General features: G+C 72.5%; 18 protein-coding genes and 5 tRNA genes. 11 read left to right on the forward strand and 12 right to left on the reverse strand.

Translation table 11 applies throughout. The features are described from left to right. Positions 1-9 precede the first annotated feature (9 nt). From ACFWFR_RS02000 to ACFWFR_RS02015, 4 genes are all read right to left on the reverse strand, one after another. A tRNA-Gly gene (locus tag ACFWFR_RS02000) sits at positions 10-81 on the reverse strand. Between the two features lie 448 nt (positions 82-529). Further along, positions 530-604 (reverse strand) — tRNA-Val (locus tag ACFWFR_RS02005). A gap of 47 nt (positions 605-651) precedes the next feature. Next, positions 652-722, reverse strand: a tRNA-Cys gene (locus tag ACFWFR_RS02010). Between the two features lie 36 nt (positions 723-758). Then, a tRNA-Gly gene (locus ACFWFR_RS02015) sits at positions 759-830 on the reverse strand. A gap of 413 nt (positions 831-1243) precedes the next feature. Between ACFWFR_RS02015 and ACFWFR_RS02020 the strand changes: the two genes are divergently transcribed. From ACFWFR_RS02020 to ACFWFR_RS02035, 4 genes are all read left to right on the forward strand, one after another. Further along, on the forward strand, positions 1244-2281 hold the full coding sequence (locus tag ACFWFR_RS02020; protein ID WP_377620870.1) for a chorismate-binding protein: 1038 nt from the start codon (positions 1244-1246) through the stop codon (positions 2279-2281). A 4-nt stretch (positions 2282-2285) separates the two neighbouring features. Further along, positions 2286-3155 carry an aminotransferase class IV gene (locus tag ACFWFR_RS02025; protein ID WP_377620829.1) on the forward strand — a complete coding sequence of 290 codons (870 nt, stop codon included), beginning with the start codon at positions 2286-2288 and terminating at the stop codon, positions 3153-3155. A 281-nt stretch (positions 3156-3436) separates the two neighbouring features. Beyond that, positions 3437-3508, forward strand: a tRNA-Val gene (locus tag ACFWFR_RS02030). Between the two features lie 209 nt (positions 3509-3717). Continuing rightward, on the forward strand, positions 3718-4005 hold the full coding sequence (locus ACFWFR_RS02035) for a hypothetical protein (RefSeq protein WP_377620830.1): 288 nt from the start codon (positions 3718-3720) through the stop codon (positions 4003-4005). A 570-nt stretch (positions 4006-4575) separates the two neighbouring features. Here ACFWFR_RS02035 and ACFWFR_RS02040 read toward each other — a convergent pair. Next, the gene (locus tag ACFWFR_RS02040; protein WP_191804945.1) at positions 4576-4809 is read right to left on the reverse strand and encodes a PLDc N-terminal domain-containing protein; all 234 of its coding nucleotides are present in this window, start codon (positions 4807-4809) and stop codon (positions 4576-4578) included. A gap of 185 nt (positions 4810-4994) precedes the next feature. Between ACFWFR_RS02040 and ACFWFR_RS02045 the strand changes: the two genes are divergently transcribed. Next, positions 4995-5504 (forward strand): GNAT family N-acetyltransferase, encoded by a 510-nt coding sequence (locus ACFWFR_RS02045; RefSeq protein WP_377620832.1) that lies wholly within the window; start codon positions 4995-4997, stop codon positions 5502-5504. 146 nt (positions 5505-5650) lie between these two features. Here ACFWFR_RS02045 and ACFWFR_RS02050 read toward each other — a convergent pair whose 3' ends face one another. Then, on the reverse strand, positions 5651-6664 hold the full coding sequence (locus ACFWFR_RS02050) for a hemolysin family protein (RefSeq protein WP_377620834.1): 1014 nt from the start codon (positions 6662-6664) through the stop codon (positions 5651-5653). Continuing rightward, complete coding sequence (locus ACFWFR_RS02055; RefSeq protein ID WP_377616431.1) at positions 6661-8073, reverse strand: hemolysin family protein; 1413 nt, start codon at positions 8071-8073, stop codon at positions 6661-6663. Before ACFWFR_RS02055 ends, ACFWFR_RS02050 begins: the two co-directional genes overlap by 4 nt. A 258-nt stretch (positions 8074-8331) precedes the next feature. Between ACFWFR_RS02055 and ACFWFR_RS02060 the strand changes: the two genes are divergently transcribed. Beyond that, positions 8332-9018, forward strand: coding sequence for a DNA alkylation repair protein (locus tag ACFWFR_RS02060; protein ID WP_377620835.1), 687 nt, complete (start codon positions 8332-8334; stop codon positions 9016-9018). Between the two features lie 60 nt (positions 9019-9078). Here ACFWFR_RS02060 and ACFWFR_RS02065 read toward each other — a convergent pair whose 3' ends face one another. After that, positions 9079-9915, reverse strand: a complete 837-nt coding sequence (locus ACFWFR_RS02065; protein ID WP_377620837.1) for an AMP-binding protein — start codon at positions 9913-9915, stop codon at positions 9079-9081. 203 nt (positions 9916-10118) lie between these two features. Between ACFWFR_RS02065 and ACFWFR_RS02070 the strand changes: the two genes are divergently transcribed. Genes ACFWFR_RS02070 through ACFWFR_RS02080 form a run of 3 tightly spaced genes read left to right on the forward strand, consistent with a single transcriptional unit; the run spans position 10119 to position 14327 of the window. Beyond that, positions 10119-12368, forward strand: a complete 2250-nt coding sequence (locus ACFWFR_RS02070; RefSeq protein ID WP_377620839.1) for an MMPL family transporter — start codon at positions 10119-10121, stop codon at positions 12366-12368. A gap of 1 nt (position 12369) precedes the next feature. Further along, on the forward strand, positions 12370-13659 hold the full coding sequence (locus ACFWFR_RS02075; protein WP_377620841.1) for a sensor histidine kinase: 1290 nt from the start codon (positions 12370-12372) through the stop codon (positions 13657-13659). Beyond that, on the forward strand, positions 13656-14327 hold the full coding sequence (locus ACFWFR_RS02080) for a response regulator (protein ID WP_377620843.1): 672 nt from the start codon (positions 13656-13658) through the stop codon (positions 14325-14327). Before ACFWFR_RS02075 ends, ACFWFR_RS02080 begins: the two co-directional genes overlap by 4 nt. Here ACFWFR_RS02080 and ACFWFR_RS02085 read toward each other — a convergent pair. Continuing rightward, the gene (locus ACFWFR_RS02085) at positions 14305-15723 is read right to left on the reverse strand and encodes an MFS transporter (protein ID WP_377620845.1); all 1419 of its coding nucleotides are present in this window, start codon (positions 15721-15723) and stop codon (positions 14305-14307) included. The genes ACFWFR_RS02080 and ACFWFR_RS02085 overlap by 23 nt on opposite strands. Before the next feature lie 78 nt (positions 15724-15801). Between ACFWFR_RS02085 and ACFWFR_RS02090 the strand changes: the two genes are divergently transcribed. Further along, a complete protein-coding gene (locus ACFWFR_RS02090) occupies positions 15802-16434 on the forward strand; it encodes a helix-turn-helix domain-containing protein (protein ID WP_377620847.1) in 633 nt (210 codons plus the stop codon). A 51-nt stretch (positions 16435-16485) separates the two neighbouring features. Here ACFWFR_RS02090 and ACFWFR_RS02095 read toward each other — a convergent pair whose 3' ends face one another. The 3 genes from ACFWFR_RS02095 to nrdD all read right to left on the reverse strand — a co-directional run bounded on the left by ACFWFR_RS02095 (position 16486) and on the right by nrdD (position 21073). Further along, positions 16486-18078: an exo-alpha-sialidase gene (locus ACFWFR_RS02095; RefSeq protein ID WP_377620848.1), complete on the reverse strand. Its 1593-nt coding sequence runs from the start codon at positions 18076-18078 to the stop codon at positions 16486-16488. A 138-nt stretch (positions 18079-18216) separates the two neighbouring features. After that, entirely contained in the window at positions 18217-18792 is a 576-nt protein-coding gene (gene nrdG, locus ACFWFR_RS02100) for an anaerobic ribonucleoside-triphosphate reductase activating protein (RefSeq protein WP_377620850.1), read from the reverse strand. Between the two features lie 7 nt (positions 18793-18799). Then, positions 18800-21073 carry an anaerobic ribonucleoside-triphosphate reductase gene (gene nrdD / locus ACFWFR_RS02105; RefSeq protein ID WP_377620852.1) on the reverse strand — a complete coding sequence of 758 codons (2274 nt, stop codon included), beginning with the start codon at positions 21071-21073 and terminating at the stop codon, positions 18800-18802. Positions 21074-21420: 347 nt separating this feature from the next. On the opposite strand from nrdD, the gene ACFWFR_RS02110 reads away from it, so the two are divergent. Further along, positions 21421-22038: a putative glycolipid-binding domain-containing protein gene (locus tag ACFWFR_RS02110; RefSeq protein ID WP_191804927.1), complete on the forward strand. Its 618-nt coding sequence runs from the start codon at positions 21421-21423 to the stop codon at positions 22036-22038. The last annotated feature ends 71 nt before the right edge of the window (positions 22039-22109 follow it).

Below are 22109 nucleotides of genomic sequence, written 5' to 3' on the forward strand. Positions count from 1 at the left end.
ACTTATCCGAGCGGACGACGGGATTCGAACCCGCGACCCTCACCTTGGCAAGGTGATGCTCTACCACTGAGCCACGTCCGCACTGCCGAACCTCGTCCGGATCTCTCCGGCGTTTTTCGGCGCGTCACAGACTCTAGCCGAAAGATGGGGCAAGAGTCCAAATCGCCCCAGGTCAGTGCTCTGTTCCGTCGAGCTCGCGCGGCATCGAGCGGCGTCGTCGACGGCTCGGCGTGCGGTTCACCGCGCAGCGATCGGGTACGGGACGCGGGTGGCCGTCGCGGGCCGCTCCCTCGTGCCGGCGCTCCTTCGTGCCTGCCCGGGCCGCGGACCGCCGCGAGGGGGCAAAGGTGTACGGACCGCGTCCGTCGCGGAACAGGAGGCAGATCGTGGTGCACCCGAGCTGGGCGCAGTCGGACACGGACGCCCGGGTTGCCCGGAGCGGCCTGGAGGCGTGCGGGGTGGCGTACGGGCTCAGGGGTCCTTGAGGGGGTATGACAAAAGGCCGTCCCGGTGGGGACGGCCTTCGTTGTGGTGGGCGATACTGGGATCGAACCAGTGACCTCTTCCGTGTCAGGGAAGCGCGCTACCGCTGCGCCAATCGCCCAGGGCTGTTCTACGAGAGAACAGCACAAGGGGTACTACCTTGCTGAGAGGTGGAGATGGGATTCGAACCCACGTGCACGGCTTTGCAGGCCGCTGCCTCGCCTCTCGGCCACTCCACCAGGGACTCGAACCCGACAAGTCCGAAGACTTATCCGAGCGGACGACGGGATTCGAACCCGCGACCCTCACCTTGGCAAGGTGATGCTCTACCACTGAGCCACGTCCGCACTGCCGAACCTCGCCCGGATCTCTCCGGCGTTTTTCGGCGCGTCACAGACTTTAGTAGACGAGAGCGCTGGGCGTCCAACCGGGTTCGGGCCCCGCGCGAGGCTCGGTAGCGTTGTGGGGTGCCAGCGCTACGAACCAGTTTCCCCAGGACCCGCACCGTTCCGCGGTTTCCTGACGCTCCGTCCGCTCGGGTCGAGGCGGTGGAATGAGGCGCGGGTCACGCTCCCAGGCCGCGTGGAGGGCTGCGGAGGGCTTCGACGTGCAGGGCTCTGACCTGCACCGGGAGGGTCCAGAGGCGGCGGGGGGTCGACCCCGCGAGGCGGGTGCCGCCGGCCACGGGCCGAGCACGGGGGGCGACGGGGCGGGGTTCGCGTCGTTCGCCGGCCGCCAGGCGGCCCGTGCCGTCGAGTGCATCGACCTCGCGGTCGAACCCGAGCGTCTGGCCGAAGGGCTCTGGTTCGTCGTCGCCGACTTCGAGGATCCCGCGCACGGGGGGCGGGCGCGTGCCTGGCGCTTCGCCGACCACGACGCACCCGGCGACGACCTGACCGCGCGCGTGACGCCGTCGGGCAGGGAGGGCTCGTGGCGCGGGCCGCACCCCGACACCTGGCGCAGCTCGCTGTCCCGCGACGAGTACCAGGCCGCCGTGGCGGCCGTGCGTCACGCCGTGCACGAGGGGGACGTCTACCAGGCCAACATCTGCCGCGTCCTCACCGCGCCGCTGCCCGCGGACGACCGCGAGCCCGACGCCCGTGCGCTCGCCCGGATCCTCGCCGCGGGCAACCCCGCGCCCTACGCGGGCGCGATCCACGTGCCCGCGGCGAGCGGGATCGAGCCCGTGTGGGTCGTGACGGCCTCGCCCGAGCTCTTCCTGCGGCTCGAGGGCGGTGTGCTCTCGTCGGGCCCCATCAAGGGCACCGCGGCCACCGCGGACGGGTTGCGCGAGAAGGACCGCACGGAGAACGTCATGATCACGGATCTCGTCCGCAACGACCTGCAACGCGTGAGCGAACCCGGCTCGGTCGAGGTCACCGACCTGCTCGCGGTCGAGGCGCACCCAGGCCTCGTGCACCTGGTCTCGCGCGTGCAGGGGCGCGTGCAGGTCGCCCAGGACGCCCCCGGTGGTCTGTGGGGACAGGTGCTCGCTGCGACGTTCCCGCCCGCGTCGGTCTCCGGTGCACCCAAGTCCTCGGCGCTGCGGATCATCTCCGAGCTCGAGCGCGGCCCGCGCGGTCCCTACTGCGGGGCCGTCGGCTGGGTCGACGGCGACACGGGCGAGGCCGAGCTCGCCGTCGGCATCCGGACCTTCTGGTGGTCCGACGACGAGCTGAGGTTCGGGACCGGGGCAGGCATCACGTGGGGCAGCGACCCTGTCGAGGAGTGGGAGGAGACCGAGCTCAAGGCCGCGCGGCTCGTCGCGCTCGCCTCGGGCGAGGCTGCGGCAGACTGAGGTCATGTCGATCGTCGTGTGGGTGGATGGGTCCTTCGTCGAGCCGCGGGAACGGGCGCTGAGCGCGCTCGACCACGGCGTGACCGTGGGGGACGGGATCTTCGAGACGTGCGCCGTGTACGGCGGGCAGGCGTTCGCGCTGACCCGTCACCTCCGGCGCCTGGGCCGGTCCGCGGCCGGCATGGGGTTGCCGGCGCCCGACGAGGCGCGCATCCGCGACGGGGTCGTGCAGGTCCTGGCCGCCTCGGGGGAGAGCGCGGGGCGCCTGCGCATCACGGTCACGGGCGGGTTCGGTCCCATGGGGTCGGGGCGTGAGGACGGCGAGGAGACGATCGTGATCGCCGCGGGTCCCGCGTCGCCCGGCCCGACCTCGCGGGCCGTGCGCTCGCCCTGGGTGCGCAACGAGCGCTCCGCGGTGGCCGGGCTCAAGACGACCTCGTACGCCGAGAACGTCGTCGCGCTCGCCGACGCCGTCGCGCGCGGGGGAGACGAGGCGATCCTCGCCAACACCGTGGGCGAGCTGTGCGAGGGCACGGGAGCCAACGTGCTCGTCGAGGTCGGCGGAGAGCTCCTGACGCCCCCGCTGTCGTCGGGCTGCCTCGCGGGCATCACGCGCGAGCTCCTCCTGGAGTGGGCGGCGGAGGACGGGCTGCCCGTCCGCGAGGCCGCGCTCCCGTTCGAGGTCCTCGACCGTGTCGTGGCTCCGGGGCCCGACGGCGGAGCCACCCCCGGCGTGGGCCTCGCCCTCGCGGGGAGCGTGCGCAACATCCAGCCCGTCGTCTCGCTCGACGGCGTCGCCGTCCGTGCCGGGGAGCTGTCGCTCGCGGCGCGCGAGCTGTTCGACCGCCGGCGGCGGGAGCGCATGGACCCGTGACGAGGCGTGAGTCCGGTGCAGGGGGGTGGGGTGCACGGTGTGCGGAGGCCGGCGGGCGGCCTGCCGGAGGTCGACTGCCCCGCCCGCTCCTGGCTCGTCGGCGAACCGTGAGAAGCGGCCGAGGCGCGGAAACAGGCCGTTGCGGGACCAGCGGCGCTACGCTGGGGGAGTCCCGTGACGGCGGGCGGAGGGCCGGGTCCGGAGGCCAGTTCGCGATCTGGGTCGAAATACGGCTAATATCTTCCAGGACGCACGGCCGGACCGAAAGGTTCAGTCGAAGCGGGCGATTGGCGCAGTGGTAGCGCGCTTCGTTCACACCGAAGAGGTCACTGGTTCGAACCCAGTATCGCCCACCGAAAGAGAAGGCCCCTGACCAGCGGAAACGCTGATCAGGGGCCTTCTGCGTCGCACTTCGTGCACCGTGCGTGCAGTCGGGGCTGGACCTGCATCAACGAAGGACAGGCGGCCCCCGCCGTCCCCGCGCCGGTGCGCTCGGTCTCGCAGCGTCGGACAGGCAGTCAAGGTCCGGCGATCAGGTAGGGGTCTCTGCCATGCTCTCGGCATGGATCCGATCCGCAAGGGGCATCACCTGAAGGCCGGCGCGGGGCTTCTGACGGGTGTGGCCCTCGTCCTGCTCGGTCTCTTCTTCACCACGTGGGAGTCGAACTACCACACGGGGTCGGTGTGGACCTTCATCAACCAGCGTGCGAGTACCGCCGAACCCTGGAGCTCAGCGGCGATCCGTTCCAACATGGAGTATCTCGTGGTGGGGGGCTTGCTCGCGCTCGCTGGGCTCGCCTGTGTCGTCGTGAGTGGGAGCGTCGTCGCCCGGGCGTGGCGCCGTTCTTGACGTCGGCGTCGGGCGGTGGGGACTGCTGCCGCTTCGCCCGAGCCTTGTCGTCTAGCTCGGGCCCCCTGCAGATCCCCGCAGCGCGACCACGGCTGCTGTGGTCCGGTCTTCGTTCGAGCCGACGCCGGCCGCGGAGCCCGTCCGACGTCAGGGCGCAGCGGTAGCCACAGCCGGGCGACCTCGTTCCTCGGCACGCGCCGTGACGCGGCGGCCAGCCGGGTACCCGGCGCCGGGTGGCCGGTTCAACCGGCCAGCCCTCCCATCCCTCCGCCCAGCGGACCCGTAGGCACGGTGTTCCGTTCGCGTCCGCAACGGGTGCAGGCGAGGTACCGGGAGTCCTCGATCTGGCGACGCTGCCACTTGTGCCAGCCCACCACGCATCGCACGTCCTTCATGACGCGCCCCTCTCGTCGACGGCGGGTGGCGTGTCCGCCACGCGACGCCACTGACCACGCTAGTCCTGGGCGCGCGGCGCCGACAAGGTTCGAGGTGCCCGTTCCCGGAAGGCGCGCCGCAGCCAACCGCTAGGCCGTATGACGCGCTCGCTCGCCCGGGTCGGGGGCAGCAGGCTCAGCTGTTGAGACCCAGCCCCTTGCGGCCCTTCGCGAAGTAGGCGATCGGACCCACCCAGTTCGCGAGCATCGCCACGCCCCACGCGAGCTTCGAGCCCTCGACCTCGTCGGCGGAGCGCTTGGCCAGGTCGCGGTAGCCCGCGACCGTGAGCGAGATCTGTACGACCGAGACCGCCAGCATCAGCACCTTCTTGCCGGCGCTGAACTCGTTCCACGTCTTCTTGTGTGCCATGAGCACTCCTCCCGTAGCGGTATGACGTCCCCCTGGCCACGACGCTACGCGGGCACCGCTCGACGCGCACGGCACCGGGCTCAGCGCACCGGTCCCAGGTGTTCCGGCCGGCTCGGTCCAGGTGCGGGACCGACGGTCACGACCGTCGGCGGCACGGTGGCAGGTCCGCGAACTACGCTCGGCGGGTGAGCGACGAGATCGTGGTGCGCGAGGCGCGCGCAGAGGACTGGCCCGGGATCTGGCGGGCGCTCGAGCCCGTCTTCCGGGCCGGTGAGACGTACACCTACCCGCGGGACATCAGCGAGGCCGAGGCCAGGACGGCATGGACCGCGCTGCCCGGCGCACGCGTCCTCGTCGCGGTGGACCCCGCTCACGGCGAGGGGGCGATCCTCGGGACCGCCAAGTACCTGCCGAACCAGCCTGGTGCCGGCTCTCACGTCGCCAACGCGAGCTTCGTCGTCGGGCCGGCAGGAACCGGGCGGGGCGTCGGGCGAGCGCTCGCAGGCGCGGTGCTCGACGGCGCGCGTGCCGACGGCTTCCTCGCGATGCAGTTCAACGCGGTCGTCGAGACCAACGAACGAGCGGTGCGCCTCTGGGAGTCCTTCGGGTTCGAGATCCTCACGACCGTGCCCGACGCGTTCGCGCACCCCGTGCACGGCCTCGTGGGACTCCACGTCATGCACCGGGAGCTCTGAGGTCGCCGGTCGCGGGACGACGCTCGGAGGCGTCCCGGAGGCCCGGCACCGGGCGGCGCGCGACGACGGCGCCCCACCCGGTCCTTCGACCGGGTGGGGCGCCGTCCTCGGGGCGTGGCGGCTCACGCAGAGCGCGCCGCCACGCGTCAGGCCGCGGCGACCTCCCGCGGGAAGAGGCGGGCCATGACGTCCGAGAGCGCGATGACGCCGGCGACCGAGGCGCCGTCGGTCACCACGGCGAGGTGGTTGCGGGTCTCGCGCATCTGGGCGAGCGCCGCGTAGACGGGCACGGACCGCTCGAGCGTGAAGGGAGGCCGCATGAGGTCGGCCGCCGGACGGTCGACACCCACGTCCAGGGTGTCGCGCACGTGCACGACACCCGAGATGCTGGTCTCGTCCCCGAGCAGGATCCGCAGGTGGCCCGACGTGCGCGTGGCCTCCTGCACGTCGTGCACGGTGGCGTCGAGCGGGACCATGGTGGGCTTGCCCTGACCCGTGAGCAGGTCGCCCACGGTCAGGGTCTGCAGGTCCAGGGCGCCCGAGAGCTGGGCGAAGTACGCGGGGTCCAGCGCGCCGACGTTGGCCGAGTGCTCGACGAGGTGGCGCAGGTCGTCGGCGCTCTGGCCCGAGGCGACCTGCCCCGTGGGTTCGACGCCGACCTTGACCAGGCACCAGTTGGCCATGTTGTTGAGCCCCGTGAGCAAGGGCCGGGTCAGCCACATGAAGCCGCGCATGGGGATGGCCAGCAGCGTGGCCGAGGTCTCCGGGTGAGCGATGGCCCACGACTTGGGGGCCATCTCGCCGACGACCAGGTGCAGGAACGTCACGATGATCAGCGCGAGGACGAACCCGGCGGCGTCCGCGACCCACAGCGGGGCCCCCCACGCCTCGAACGCGGGCGTGAGCCAGTGGTGGACGGCGGGCTTGGTGATGGCACCGAGCGCCAGGGTGCAGGCCGTGATGCCGAGCTGGGAGCCGGCGAGCAGCACGGTCAGCTCGGTCGAGCTGCGCAGCGCGGCACGCGCCGAGCGGCTGTTCGGGGCGGCGTCCTCGAGGCGGTGCCGCTTGGCGGCGAGCAGCGCGAACTCGACGGCGACGAAGAACGCGCTGAGCGCGATGATGACGACGGTGATGGCCACGACGACCCAGGGGTTGCTCATCGGTCGCCCTCCTCGGTCTCGGGCGCCACGTCGGGCGCGGCGTCGGGTGCTGGCAGCGGTCGGTCGTCCGTCGGGAACGTCACCCGGACCAGCGACGGGACGTGGCGCTCGACCTCGACCACGTCCACGCGCATCCAGGCGGGTTCCGGCTCGGCCGCGAGGGCCAGGTCGGCGGGGTCGAGCGGGAGCTCGACCACGATCCCCTCACCGGGTTCGAGCAGCGAGCCGTGCTGGTCGATCACGAGACCGGCGATCGTCTCGTAGTCACCTCGCGGCAGGTCGCGCCCGATCGCGCGCTCAACCTCGTCGATGTGGGTGTCGCCGGGCATGACCCAGATCCCGTCGTCGTCGCGCGGGGCGATGGTGGGCGTCGCGGGGTCGTGCTCGTCCGTGATCTCCCCGACGAGCTCCTCGGCCAGGTCCTCGGCCGTCAGGACGCCGGCGAACCCGCCGTACTCGTCGATCACGCACGCGAGCTGGTTGCGGGTCTCGGTGAGCTCGCGCAGGGCGTCGGGCAGGCTCATCGCGGTCGGGACGACGACCACGGGCCGCATGAAGTCCTGGGCCCGGACGTCGTCGCCGTGCGTGGTGGTCAGGACGTCGACGAGGTGGACGACGCCCACGACCTGGTCGTCGTCGGCGAGCACCGGGTAGCGCGAGTGGCCCGCAGCCATCCGTGCGCGCACCTGCGCGAGGGTGTCGTCCGCGTGCACGACGTCCACGCGAGCGCGGGGGATCATGGCGTGCTCGACGTCGCGCTCGGGGAAGTCGAGGATGCGGTCCAGGAGCACCGAGAGCTCGCCGGGCAGGTCGCCGCTCTGCCGCGAGTCCGCGACGATGTGCTCGAGGTCGCGGGCCGTCGCCGAGTGCTCGACGTCGTGGACCGGCTCGATCCGCAGCGCCTTGAGCAGGAGGTTCGACGCCTGGTCGAAGATCTTGATGAGCCACCCGAACACGGCCAGGTAGATGGTCGTCGAGCGGGCGAGCCACAGGGCGACCGGCTCCGGCCGGGCGATCGCGAGGTTCTTGGGGAAGAGCTCGCCGAAGATCATCTGGACGAACGTCGAGAACACCAGGGCCAGGACGGTGCCCACCGCGATGCCCACGCCGGTCGGGACGCCGACGCCGCCCAGGGCCTCGCCCAGCGACTCACCGACGAGGGGCTCGGCGACGTAGCCGACCAGCAGCCCGGTCACGGTGATGCCCAGCTGCGCGCCCGAGAGCATGAAGGACGTGCGCTTGGTGACGGCCAGGGCGCGCTTGGCCCCCGGGTCGCCCGAGCCCGCGCGGGCGCTCAACCGTGACCGGTCCACCGCCATGTACGCGAACTCCTGGGCGACGAAGTAGCCCGTCACGGCCGTGATCGCCACGATCACGACGACGCCGAGCAGGAGTGTCAGCACCCACATCAGAACCTGCACCCCCTCGTCGCAGCATCGGTGGCCGGCACAAGGGGGTTCGTACTGTCTGCGTCCATGTCTCTCTCAGATCGCGGGTGGATTCCGTCAGGTCAACGCGGAAGGAGGCCTGAGCGTTCCCAGGATCTCGCACGAGTTTCCGCGACGCCGCCCGTGCCCCGCGAGCGGTCTCCACGAGCGCTCGCCGTGGGGGGGAGGCAGAGACGTATGGTGTCAGCGACGACCGATCGAGCGAGCGAGGAGATCGACATGGCTTCCACTGCCGTGGCCCAGGCGACCGTCAGCGACGTGCTGACCCAGCTCGAGGCCCTGGAGGACCCCAAGATCCGCGCGGTGAACGAGCGCCACGGGGACGACCACGGCGTGAACCTCACCAGGCTCCGCGCGGTCGCCAAGAGCCTCAAGACCCAGCACGAGCTCGCAGGACAGCTCTGGGAGACGGGGGACACCGCGGCCCGTCTCGTCGCGATCCTGGTCTGCCGGCCCAAGGCCTGGTCGGCCGCCGAGCTCGACGCCATGCTGCGCGACGCTCGCGTGCCCAAGGTGCACGGGTGGCTCGTGAGCTACGTCGTCAAGAAGAGCCCTCACGTCGAGGAGCTGCGCGTCGCGTGGTTCACCGATCCCGACCCGGTCGTCGCGAGCGCCGGGTGGGCGCTGACGACCGACCGTGTGGCGAGGTCGCCCGAGGGGCTCGACCTGCCGGGGCTCCTCGACCGCATCGAGGCCGACATGAAGGACGCCCCCGAGCGTCTGCAGTGGGCCATGAACGAGTGCCTGGCCACCATCGGCATCCACCACCCCGAGCTCCGTGCCCGTGCGGTCGGCATCGGTGAGCGGCTCGAGGTCCTCAAGGACTACCCGACGCCCCCGGGTTGCACGTCGCCCTTCGCTCCCACCTGGATCGCGGAGATCGTCCGGCGTCAGGCCCAGGGATAGCAGCGCCGGACGGGGCCCGACGGGCGTCGTCGACCCCTCGGTGCGGGCGCCCTCACCGGTTCACCCGTCCACGGCCCGGCCACCGCTCGTGACCTCGCGGGCCCACGCCTGGAGCAGGCGTCGTTCGAGGGCGGTCGCGGGCTGGTCGCCGTCGGGCAGGCCGGGGGCGAGCAGCGCTGCCGCCGTGAGCGCGGTCCCGCGGCGCGTCGTGCGGAGCACCAGCGCTCCCGGGACGTAGCCGGCGTCCGGCCCTGCTGCGTCCGCTGCGACCAGCTGGTCCGCGACCGCGTCCCGGAGGCGGAGCATCTCGCCGTGGGTGTAGAAGATCCCACGCGTCTGGCCGTCGGTGTCGGGCGTGAACACGATCGCGGCGTCTGCGGACTGGGCAGCAGGGGCGGGGAGCGCCGCGCACCGGGGCGCGTCGGGGAGGTCTGCCAGGCGGTGGGTCACCTGGAGCGCCGCGCGGCCGATCGCGGACAACGGGCCGACGGCGATCCGCGCGCGCACCGACGGGCGTCCACGTGCCGCGCGCAGTCCGGTGACGTCGGCGATCACCACTCTCGGCTGGGCGAGCTGGTAGGCGGTCCGCCGCTGGCGGTGGGTCGTCCCGGTGGTGGTGGCGACCACGACCGCTCCGAGGTGCCAGCAGGCGTACACGACGGCGGTCCGGGTGGGCCCGGTGGGCAGGTGGACGGCGACGCGGTCGCCCTCAGCCACACCGAGGGCACGCAGGCGCGCGGCGAGCTGGAGCGAACGGAGCGAGAGCAGGTGCCAGCTGACGGCGACCTCGCCGGCGTGGGGCGACCGGCTCCGGCGCACCGCGGGCCTGCGGTCTCCGTGGCGCTGTGCCAGGTCGCGGGGGAGGGAGTGTGCCTGCGGCTTCTCGACGGTCGTCATGAGGTGCTCCTTCGGTGGGGTGCGAGCGACGGTGCTCAGCAGTCTTTCCGCACGTCGGGGGACCCGTCGTCCACCTGCGGGAGCGGCGCCGTAACGCACCTGCGGTACGGGCGGGGGTGACGGAACACCGCGCCTGGACGACGACGTGGAGTGCTCGGCCGACCAGGCTGGGAGCGTTCCCCTCCTCGTCGAAAGGCCTCGTCATGAACTCGCTCGCCCAGTGGTGCTTCCGGAGACGCCGTGTCGTCCTGGGGGCCTGGATACTCGCCCTGATCGGGCTCGCGGTGGCGGCCCTCGGCCTGGGCACCGCGTTCAAGACCGCGGTCGCGCTGCCCGACTCCGAGTCCTCGACCGCCTATGCCCTGCTGGCCGAGGCGGGGGCCGGCGCCGAGATCGAGAGCGGCACCATCGTCTGGCGGACCGAGGGCGACGCGATCGACTCCCCGGCCGTGCAGGAGCAGGTTGCCCGCATGCTGGCGGACGTGGCGGCGCAGCCGGGCGTCGAGGCGGTGGTCAGCCCGTACTCCGACCAGGGCGCCGCACAGGTGAACGCGGACGAGCGCACGGCGTTCGCGACGGTCGCCCTCGCGGACGACGCCGACCCCGAGGCGATCCGTTCGATCGCGGAGACCCTCGAGGTCGGCTCGTTCGCCGTCGGGCTCGGCGGGCAGGCCTTCACCGAGCTCCCCAGCCCGTCCGGCGGGACGGAGGCCGTGGGCATCCTGGCGGCGCTCGTGATCCTGCTCCTCGTGTTCCGCTCCGGGTGGGCGGCCTCGTTGCCGATCCTCACCGGTGTCATGGGCGTGGGAACCTCGTTGCTCCTCGTGATGATCGGCTCGCACGTGCTCGACGTCGATGCCACGTCGCTGACCATGGGAGCGCTGATCGGTCTCGGGGTCGGCATCGACTACGCCCTCTTCATCGTCAACCGGCACCGCAAGGCGCTCATGGCCGGGGCGACGGTCCCCGACGCCGTCGCGCTGGCGGTCAACACCTCGGGACGCGCCGTGATCTTCGCAGGGATCACCGTGGTCGTGGCGCTGCTGGGCATGTTCGTCGTCGGGCTCGGTGTCCTGACCGGCATGGCGCAGGCCGCGGCCGTGACCGTGCTGTTCACCGTGGCCGCGGCGATCACGCTCCTGCCCGCGCTCCTGGGGATGATCGGCATGCGGATCCTGTCCAGGAAGCAGCGCGCCCAGCTCGCCTCCACGGGCCTCGCGTCGCCGGGGAGGCCGACGGCGTCGGGGCGATGGGCGCTGCTGCTCGACCGTGCCCCCCGACGGATGGTCGGGGCCTCGCTCGTGGTCCTGGTCGCCCTGGCCGCGCCCGCTCTCGGCATGCGCGTCGGCAACGCCGACGCGAGCAGCGACCCGGCAGGTTCTCCCGGTCGTGCGTACTTCGACCTCATGACCCCGGCCTTCGGCGCGGGGGTCGACGCCACCCTGGTCCTGGTGGCCGAGGTGCCCGACGCGGCCGCGGCGCAGGCCTTCACGAAGCTCGCCGAGGCCCTGCCCGACGTCGAGGGCGTCGCCTCGGCGCAGGCCGCCCCCGTGCAGCCGGGCCAGAGGATCGCGATCGCCTCGGTGGTCCCGACGACGAGCGCCCAGACGCGCGAGACCCAGGACCTGGTCCACACCCTGCGCGACGACGTCGTCCCCGACGCCGCACGAGGGACGGACCTGCAGGTCCACGTGGGCGGCGAGACCGCGACGAACATCGACATCGCGGACGCCCTGATGAGCAAGCTGCCGCTCTACCTCGGTCTGGTCGCGGTGCTCGGCTTCCTGCTGCTGGTCGTCGCGTTCCGCAGCCTCCTGGTCCCGCTCGTCGGCGCCCTCTCCAACCTCGCGACCCTCGCGGTGGGGCTGGGGGCGATCACGACGATCTTCCAGCACGGCTGGGGCAGCGAGCTGCTCGGCGTGGGCTCCGGTGCGCCCGTGATGTACATCGTCCCGGTGATCGTCGTCGGGGTCGTGTTCGGCCTCTCGATGGACTACCAGGTCTTCCTCGTCAGCCGCATGCACGAGGAGTGGAGCCAGACCCGGGACAACGATCGCGCCGTCCGGGTGGGGGTCACCGAGACCGGGCAGGTCATCGCGGTGGCAGCGTCCATCATGCTCTTCGTGTTCGCCTCGTTCGGCTTCAGCGGCGAGCGGATCGTCTCGGCGATCGGCATCGGTCTGGCCCTGGCGGTCCTGGTCGACGCGTTCGTCGTGCGCCTGACCCTCGTCCCGGCACTCATGAAGCTCATCGGCGCCCGCAACTGGTCCTACCCTCGGTGGGCCGAGCGCATCACCCCGCACCTGTCGCTCGAAGGCCCGACCGAGCCCGTCGCGGGTGTCCCGCTCGTCGTCCCCGAGCCGGTCGCGGTCGGGGCCACCTCGACCGGACCCTTCGCGTCGACGACACTGTGGGACGGGGAGCAGCCCCGCCAGACCTCCGAGGAGCCGTGACGTGAACCACCGAGCACGCTCGTCGCGACCCGCCGGGCGTGCGCCCGCTCCCGTCCGCCGTGGCTACCGGGCACGGTGGACGGGAGCGGTCTTCAACGTCGCGGTGCTCGTGGCGATGCTCGCCACCGCCACGATCCGCCAGGGGTTCGCCGAGCGTCCCAGCCCCCTCCTGCTCGTGCTGGTCCTCGTGTCCTGGCTGCCGCTCACCGTCCGCAACCGCTGGCCGTTCGGTGCCCTGGTGGCCACGCTCGTCACCGAGTCCCTGCACCTGGCGCTCATGCCGCTGATCGACCTGGACCCGCGGAGCATCACCGACATGGGCGCGTTCCAGCCCGTGCCGATCGCGACCACGGTCGCGGCCTACACGTTCGCGTCGCGGTCCTCGCGGCGCGACGGGTGGACGGCCGGCATCGGCTCGGCGGCCGTCCTGATCGCGGTCAGCCACTTCGCCGTCCCCGGGACCGAGCTCGCCACCTCGCTCCTGATGTTCGACGTCGTGATCCTCGCCACCGCGATCGGCGCCCTCGTGGCCGGACGGCGCGAACGGGTGCTGCGCGAGGCGCTCGCCCGGCAGGAGGAGACCCGGCGCGAGGTCGCCGCCGAGCGGCTGCGCATCGCCCGCGAGCTGCACGACGTCCTGGCGCACAACCTCACGCTGGTCAACGCGCAGGCAGGTGTCGCGGGCTACCTCCTGCACACCGACCCGCGCGCGGCCGAGGAGGCGCTGCGGGGCATCACCGAGCACACGCGCCGGGCTCTCGACGAGCTGCGGGCGACCGTCGGGCTGCTCCGCCAGGAGGGGGACCGGGCCGAGGGGCCCGACGAGCCGGCGGCCGACGCCCTGCGTCCCGTCCCCGGGGTCGGCGACGTGGACGAGCTGGTGCGAGGCCTCCGGGCCGCCGGCGCGGACATCGTCAGCACGACGACGGGCACACCTCGCGCGCTGTCCTCCCGAGGAGACCTCGCGGCCTACCGGATCCTCCAGGAGGCGTTGACCAACGCTGCCAAGCACGCCCCCGGCTCACAGGTGCACGTCGAGCTCACCTGGACCGAGGACCGGCTCGTGGTCGACGTCGTGAACGGCGCCCCCGCGGCCGACGCCCGGCCCGGGACCGTCCCGGGCAGCGGGCACGGGCTGATCGGGATGAACGAGCGCGCCACCGCGGCCGGGGGGAGCCTGCGCACCGGCCGCACCCCGGGCGGGGGCTTCCACGTCGTCGCGAACCTGCCCACCACCGACGAGGGCGGGGACGTCTCCACGCCCGGCCCGACCACCCGAGGAACCCCATGACGATCCGTGTCCTCCTGGCCGACGACCAGGCCCTGCTGCGCGGGACCTTTCGCCTGCTGCTCGAGTCCGCACCCGACATGACCGTCGCCGGGGAGGCCGCCGACGGCGCGGAGGCCGTCGCCCTCGCACGCTCCGAGCGCGCCGACGTCGTCCTGATGGACATCCGGATGCCCGGGATGGACGGTATCGACGCCACACGCCGCATCACGGCCGACGAGTCGCTCGCCGGCGTGAAGATCCTGGTCCTGACGACCTTCGAGACCGACGAGCTCGTGGTCGCCGCGCTGCGCGCCGGAGCCAGCGGCTTCATCGGCAAGGGCATCGACCCGTCCGAGCTGCTCGACGCCGTCCGCACCGTCGCGTCGGGCGAGTCCCTCCTGTCGCCCGCCGCGACCACGGCGCTCATCGGCCGGTTCCTCGCGCACGTCCCCGAGCCGGCCGCCGCCACGACGCGCCAGGAGACCCAGCTCACCGCCCGCGAGGAGGAGATCACGGCGCTCGTCGGTCGGGGCATGTCGAACCTCGAGATCGCCGCACAGCTCTTCATCAGCCCGGCCACGGCCAAGACACACATCAACCGCGCCATGATGAAGACCGGCTCGCGCGACCGGGCCCAGCTCGTCGTGTTCGCCTACGAGACCGGGCTCACGACACCCGGGCAGGGCTGACGGGGCGGTCTGCGCGCTTGCGGACCGCGAGCGAGACCACGGCTGCGAGGGCCAGGAGGGCGGTCGCGACGAGGAAGGTCGTCCGCATCCCGGTCGCGACCGCGGCCGCCGTGGCGTCCTGGACCTCGACCGATCCCGTCGCGGCCGCGAACACCGCCCCCATGACCGAGGCGCCCGCGATGAGGCCGAGGTTGCGCGAGAGGCTCAGGACGCCCGAGACCGTCCCCCGTCGCCGAGCGTCGGCCGTCGTCATGACGGCGGTGTTGTTCGCGGCCAGGAAGAGCTGGTACCCGGGAGTCAGGACCACGAGCGCGAGCACGTAGCCGGGCAACCCCCAGACGGGAGGGAGCCCCACGAGCAGCACTGTCCCCGTCGCCATGGTCAGCAGCGCGAGGGTCGTCATGGCGCCCGCGCCCGCACGGTCGACGACCCTGCCGGCGACGACGCCGGTCAGGGCCGAGACGACCGGCCCGACCGCGAGCGTGAGGCCGATCGCGGCCTCGCTCAGCCCCAGACCTCCCGCGAGGTAGAAGGGCCCCACGACCAGGGTGCTCATCATGACGGTCGCGACGAGCACGTTCATGAGCAGGCCGCCGCTCAGGGCACGGGTGCGCAGGAGTCCCCACGGCACGAGGGGGGCAGCCGCCCTGCGCTCGATCACGACGAGCAGCGCGACGAGGACCGCCGCGACCCCGAGCAGGGGTGCGGCGCCGACCTGCGGGACGGCGGCAGGGGTCATCGCGAGAGCGCCGGCCACGAGAGCCCCGGCGAGCACGAGGGCACCGGCGACGTCGAACCTCGCACCGGATCGTGCCGGGGCGGGTGCGTCACCGAGGGTGCGCCAGGTCAGCACGAGAGCGACGCCCGCGAGCGGCAGCATGGCCACGAAACCCGCCTGCCAGCCCGACACCGCGATCAGCAGCCCGCCGCCGGCAGGCCCCAGCGCCGTCCCTGCCGCAGACGTCGTCCCCAGCAGACCCATGGCCGCCCCGGTGCGCCCCTCGGGCACGACGTCCCGTACGAGCGCGAGGGGGAGCGCGATCATGACCGCGGCGCCGACCCCCTGCAGCGAGCGGGCGGCGACGAGCACCGCGAGCGTGGGGGCCAGTGCGCAGGCGAGCGTCGCGACCGTGAACACACCGAGGCCCGCGAGGAGCACCCGCTGTCGCCCGAGGGAGTCCCCGAGCCTCCCCACGGCGACCGCGGTCACGGTCATCGACAGCAGGTACGACAGGACGACCCACTGCACCCGGCCGAAGGGCGCTCCGAGCTCGTGCGCGAGCGTGGGCAGCGCGACGTTCGCGACGCTCGTGCCGAGCGAGGCCAGGAGCGTGGCGAGCGCGAGCGCGCCCACGAGGACGGACCGGGAGCGTGGTGCGTTCGGGGTGGGGTTCATACCGCCGAGGCTGCCCGCTGCGACCCGGTCTCGGCAATGGATGTTGCCGGAACTGGGACGCGATGGTGGGATGGTGGGATGGACGACCCCACAGCAACGATCGGGCGCGCGCTCGACCAGGTCGGGCCACGGCTCGGCGCCCTCCGGCGGCGACGCGGGATCACCCTCGCGGCGCTCGCGGACACCACGGGGATCTCGAAGAGCACGCTGTCACGCCTCGAGACCGGGGGGCGCAAGCCGAGCCTCGAGCTCCTCCTGCTGCTCGCCCACGCGTACCGCGTACCGCTCGACGAGCTCGTGCGCGCCCCGGAGACGGGAGACCCCCGCATCCGGCTCACGCCTCGCAGGGTCAACGGCAGGGTCGTCGTGCCCCTGACCCGGCAGCCCGCGAGCCAGCACGCCTGGAAGATCCTCGTCCCGCGCAAGGCTGCCGAGCCCGTGCTCACGACGCACGACGGCTACGAGTGGCTGTACGTGCTGACCGGCCGGCTGCGGCTCGTCGTGGGCGACCGGGACCTCGTCCTCGACGCCGGGGAGGTCGCCGAGTTCGACACCCGCACGCCCCACTGGTTCGGCAGCACGGGCCGGGAGGGCGCCGAGGTGCTCAGCCTGTTCGGCCCGCAGGGCGAACGAGCCCACACCCGCACCGACCTCACGTCCGACGCCGACGCCGACGCCGAGGCCCGCGCCCTCCCCGACGCACCGCCCTGACCCGCGCCCCCGGATCGCGCGCCCGCGGGTCTGCGGTCCGGGGGAGGGCCGTCAGCGCTCGACCGGCACGACCTCGCCGGTCACGGTGTCCGCGCGGAACGCCCGCTCGAAGCGGGCGTCGCCGGCCTGGACCGCGCACTCGACGCGAGCCTCGCCGCGTGCCACGTCGTCCGCGGTCACGGTGTAGGTCGGCGTGAAGTACAGGACGGCCTCACCGGGAGAGAGCCGGACGGCGGGGAAGTCGGCGGGGACGTCGCCGTCGAAGCTCCCGCTCAGCCCAGCGCTGACGGGCACCTCGCCCTGGTGCCGGTAGCGCCCGGTGAACGCGAGGATGTCGCCGGCCCGCAGGCCCGGCGCAGCCGGCCCGTAGTTGGCGTCCTGGGCCTCGCGCGTGCCGAGCACCTGGTCGCCGTCGTACCCCTGCCCGATCTCCTTCCAGGTGTGCACGCCCCAGTCGCCGCCCTCGGCCGAGATGACGTGCGACGCGCCCACGCTGACCCACTGCGCGGGGCGCCCCGGGGTGATCGAGCGCAGCACCATGGTGAACTCGCCGCCGTCGTCGTCCACGAATGTCTCGACGGCCTCCCCGAGGGCTGCGGGAGAGAGCGCCTCGGGCTCGACCCGCGCGAAGACGATCTCGCGGTACCCGTCACGCTCGTAGAGCACCCCGAGGGCCCCGTCGGCGAGCACGGCTCCCGTCGAGTAGGCGCTCGAGCCCGCGCAGATCGTCAGGGCGGGCCGCCAGGTCGCGCCCTCGTCGTGCGACACGCTGAGCACGGTGTTGCGGCGCAGGTCGGCGTCGCGGTTGGTCGTCGCGAGCAGGGGAGCGGCCGGGTCGGTCGGGGCACCGAGCCGCAGGACGCTCCCGTTGTCGCTCGGGTCGGGCAGGTCCGGCACCGGTGTCAGCGGCCCGTAGGTGTGGCCGCCGTCGGTCGAGACGGCCTGCAACCGGCAGCCCTTCGCGCGCGAGCTCAGCAGGATGCGGCCGTCGCTCAGCTCGACGACCTTGTTCTCGTTGGCGCCGGGGCCCGTGGGGTCGCCCAGGGTCCAGGAGTCGCCGTGGTCGTCCGAGTAGGCCGACGCGGCGCGGATCTCGCCGTGCAGGAGCAGGACCATCTGCTGGACCAGCCGGCCCGCGTACGGTCCCGTCTCGAGCTGGATGCCCGCGCCGGCCGCCGCGAACAGTCCCGTGACGCCCTGCGGCTTGAGCGAGGCCGTCACGCGGCGGTGGCTCCACGTCAGGCCGTCGTCGTCGGAGAAGGACAGGTCGACGTGCTGGACGTCGTCCTCGGGCTCGAGGCCCGGGGCAGCCTCGAAGAACCCCGCGTGGGTCCCTGCGGCGTGGAAGCAGAAGACCCGTCCGGTGACCTTGTCGACGAGCAGGCTCGGGTCGCCGAACCCCTGGAGCCCCGTGCCGACGCGCACGTCCTGCTGGGGCTCCCAGGTGCGTCCGTGGTCGAGGCTACGGCGGACCAGGAGGTCGATCGTGTTCGGCAGGTCGTCGAGGTTGGGGCGCCCGTCGTAGGCCGCGAGGACGGTTCCTCGCGTGGTGACGGCGAGGGCGGGGATGCGGTACTGGCGGTGGCCGCCGACGCCGCGGGCGGCCAGCACCTGATGGGTGAGTTCGTGGGGGTTCGTGCGCATCACCCAGTTCTACCCCGTCTCGACCCCGTCGGAGGGTCGGTCCCACGCCGAGGAGACCAGCGCCGCGTCGTCCCGGCCTGCCCGACGACGTCGCGGACCTTCGCGCGGAAGGGGCGCGACGCCGTCGGGCAGGGGAGGTCAGGCGCTCCGCCGGGTCTCGCGCGCCGGCGACCACGGGACCGCGCTGCGCGCAGCGAGCGAGGCCGGGACCGACAGGACGCGCTGGTTGGTGCTCCCGCGGAACGGGAGCGTGAGGTCGCGGCGCGCGATCTCGAACCGGCCGTCGACCAGGACGTCGAGACCTGCGAGGAGGTCCTGCTTGTCCTGCGAGCCCTCGCGCAGCTCCTCGAGCGTGAACCCGCTCCAGCACCACACGTCCTTGGACCGGCCGAACCGCTCACGCACGCGACGCACGAGCCGCAGGCACACGCCCGTGTTGAGGAACGGCTCGCCGCCGAGCAGCGACAGGCCCTGCACCGACTCGTGCGCGAGGTCCGCCAGGATGCGGTCCTCGAGCTCGTCGGTGTACGCGGAGCCGTAGCGAAAGCTCCAGGTCGCCTCGTTGAAGCAGCCCTCGCACGCGAACAGGCACCCGCTCACGTAGAGGCTGCAGCGCACGCCCTCGCCGTCGACGAACACGAACGGCTTGTAGTCCGCGACGTAGCCCTGGCTGAAGCGCTCCGAGCGCCAGCCCGGCTGCGGCTCCCGCGGCACGACGGCCTCAGGCTTCCGCGGGGCCCGTGGGGGCCGCGAGCGTCGCGCCGCGAACCACCCCGGCGACGCCGACCTCGCCGAGGCTCACGGGTCCGGCCATGTGCTTGACGCGCGAGGAGATCTCGACGTGCCGGCCGTGCACCATGGGCCGCTGCTGCGGGTTGCCCAGGTACCCGCACGTGCGCTTGACGACGTCGCACGTCCGCGGGTCGGTGTTCCCGCAGCCCGGGCACGCGAAGCCGCGCGCGGTCGGCGTGAAGTCGCCCGCGTAGCCGCACGCGTAGCAGCGGTCGATCGGGGTGTTCGTGCCCAGGTACCCCACGCGGTCGTAGGCGTAGTCCCACACGGCCTCGAGCGCCTTGGGGTTCTGCTGGAGCACGGGGTACTCGCAGTAGTGGATGAACCCACCCGACGCGTACTGCGGGTAGTCCATCTCGAAGTCGAGCTTCTCGAACGGCGTCGGGTCCTTGCGCACGTCGTAGTGGAAGCTGTTGGTGTAGTACTCCTTGTCGGTGATGTCCGCGACCTCGCCGAACTTCTCGCGGTCCATGCGGGCGAACCGGTCCGTCAGGCTCTCGCTCGGCGTCGAGTACACGCTGAAGTGGTAGCCGTGCTCGGCCGTCCAGGCCCGGGTGTGCGCGTGCAGCTCGCGCAGCACCCGCAGCGTGAGCTCCTTGGCCTCGGGGTCCTGCTCCCAGGCGCCCCCGTAGAAGGCCGCGGCGACCTCGTACAACCCGATGTACCCGAGCGAGACCGTCGCGCGCCCCGCGCGGAAGAGCTGGTCGACGTCGTCCTCGGGCGCGAGACGTTCGCCGAACGCTCCGTGCACGTACAGGATCGGGGCGTTGCCCGGCACGGCCTGCTTGCAGCGCTCGATCCGGTACACCAGCGCGTCGCGCACCGTGACGAGCCGCTCCTCGAGCAGCGCCCAGAACGCCTCCTGGCTGCCCTGGGCCTCGAGGGCGATGCGCGGCAGGTTGAGCGTCACGACGCCGAGGTTCATACGGCCCTCGACGACGTCGTTCCCGTCCTCGTCCTGCCAGCCCTGCAGGAACGAGCGGCAGCCCATGGGCATCTTGAAGCTGCCCGTGAGCTCGACGATCTTGTCGTAGCTCAGCACGTCGGGGTACATGCGCTTGGTCGCGCACTCGACCGCGAGCTCCTTGATGTCGTAGTTCTCGTCCCCCGGTTCCAGGTTGAGGCCGCGCCGCAACGTGTAGATCAGCTTGGGGAAGATCGCGGTGCGCCCCTCGGCGCCCAGCCCCTTGAGCCGGATCTGCAGGATCGCGCGCTGGATCTCGCGCTCGAGCCAGCCCGTGCCGAGCCCGAACCCGACCGAGGTGAACGGCGTCTGCCCGTTGGACGTGAAGAGCGTGTTGATCTCGTACTCGAGGCTCTGCATCGCGTCGTAGATGTCCTTGGACGTCTTGGCCCGGGCGTACGCGTCGTGCGCCGAGGCGTCCGGGATCCAGCGCTCGGCCTCGACGAGGTGCTTGGCGTGGTTCAGCGCGGCGTAGGGGGCCAGGAGCTCGTCGATCCGGTTGACCGAGCACCCGCCGTACTGGCTCGAGGCGACGTTCGCGATGATCTGCGTGATCTGCGCGGCCGCGGTCTGGATCGAGCGGGGCGGCTCGACCTGGGCGTTGCCGATGCGGAACCCCTCGGACAGCATGGTCCGGAAGTCGATCAGGCAGCAGTTCGTCATGGGCGCGTAGGGGTGGTAGTCGAGGTCGTGGTAGTGGATGTCGCCCTTCTGGTGCGCGTTGGCCACGTGCGGCGGCAGCATGCGCAGGCCGACCGCCTTGCCCACGGCCCCGGCCGTCAGGTCGCGCTGGGTGTTGAAGACGTCCGAGTCCTTGTTCGCGTTCTCGTAGACGACCGCCGAGTCCTTGCTGATGAGGCCGACGATCGAGTGGTTGAGGTCGGTCGACCTGCTGCGCGCGAAGTCCCGCTGGACCCGGTAGTCGATGTAGGCGCGGGCCACGTCGTACTCGCGCGACTCGAGGAGCTCGTGCTCGACCACGGCCTGGATCTCGTAGATCTGGACGACGTCGGCGAAGCGCACCGAGATCTCCGCGACCACCCGCTCGAGCACGCCGTCGAGGGTCTGCTCGACGAGGGGCGAGAGGTCGCCGTGGACGTCCTCGTAGGCCTTGCGGAGCGCCGCCCGGATGCGGGCGTCGTCGAAGGGGAGCCGACGTCCGTCCCTCTTGAGCACCGTCAGGGACGTCGCCTCCTGTGACGCGACGTCCTCGTCCTGCGCGACCTCGACCGGGCTCATGTGCGACCACAACCTCTCGACGGACGCCTCGGGCCGGCACGATCTCACCGGCGCGCCGAGACGCAGTTGGAACTAGATGTAGTAGCAATTACACCCATGTAAGCCCACATGTAGTGGCCAATCCCGGGCGAGCCGGGACCTTCCTCCCTGAGGTCGGGACGTTGGTCACCCGCGTCGTCGGACCAAGGGCCCGCCTGTCGTCCGCGCCGGGCGGCGGCACAGGGGCTCCCCAGGCGTCGCGCGAGAGTCGCGCGTCGTCCGGGTGTCGAGCCCGTCGGAAGCCTGGTAGACCGGCAGGAACGGTACGGGCAGGGCCCGTGCACCGCTCGTGACGAAGGAGCGTGGACATGACGCGTCGACACGTCTCGTGGGTGGGGGAGGACGACCCGGACCGCGTGGACACCGCGGTCCTCTCGCTCGGCGCGGACCGGTTCGAGTGCCTCGGTACGTCACGCGGCCCGACCTACGTGACGGCCTGGTCCCTGACCACCGGGCCGCACTGGGTCACGCGCCGGCTCGAGGTGACGGTGCGGGGACAGGGCTGGTCCCGGGACCTCCAGCTCGAGCGGGCGGGGTCAGGAGAGTGGAGCGCGGAGGTCTCGCACTCCGGTGCGGCCCCGGTCGACCTCGCGACCCCCGGCCTCGAGGACCCGGCGGCGCTCGCGGGCGCGCTCGACTGCGACCTCGCGCTGTGCCCCGTGACGAACTCCATGCCGATCCTGCGTCTGGGGCTCCTGGGTGCGCAGGCTCCCGCGGTGACCGCGTTGACCATGGCCTGGGTCGACGTCCCCTCGCTCCGCGTCGTGCGCAGCGAGCAGGTGTACGCGGCCGGCGCCCCGTACGACCCGGCTATCGGGCGCGGGGTCGTCACCTACACGAGCGCCTCACGAGACTTCACGGCCGACCTCACGGTCGACGCCGACGGCCTCGTGATCGACTACCCGCGTCTTGCGCGCCGCGGCTGATCGGCCTCGAGCGCGTGCGCGCTCGTCGCCCGGCCAGAGCCTGTGCTGCCTACAGTGGGAACGGTCGGATC

The sequence above is a fragment of the Oerskovia sp. NPDC060287 genome, from assembly GCF_042726775.1.
Classification (GTDB): domain Bacteria; phylum Actinomycetota; class Actinomycetes; order Actinomycetales; family Cellulomonadaceae; genus Oerskovia; species Oerskovia merdavium.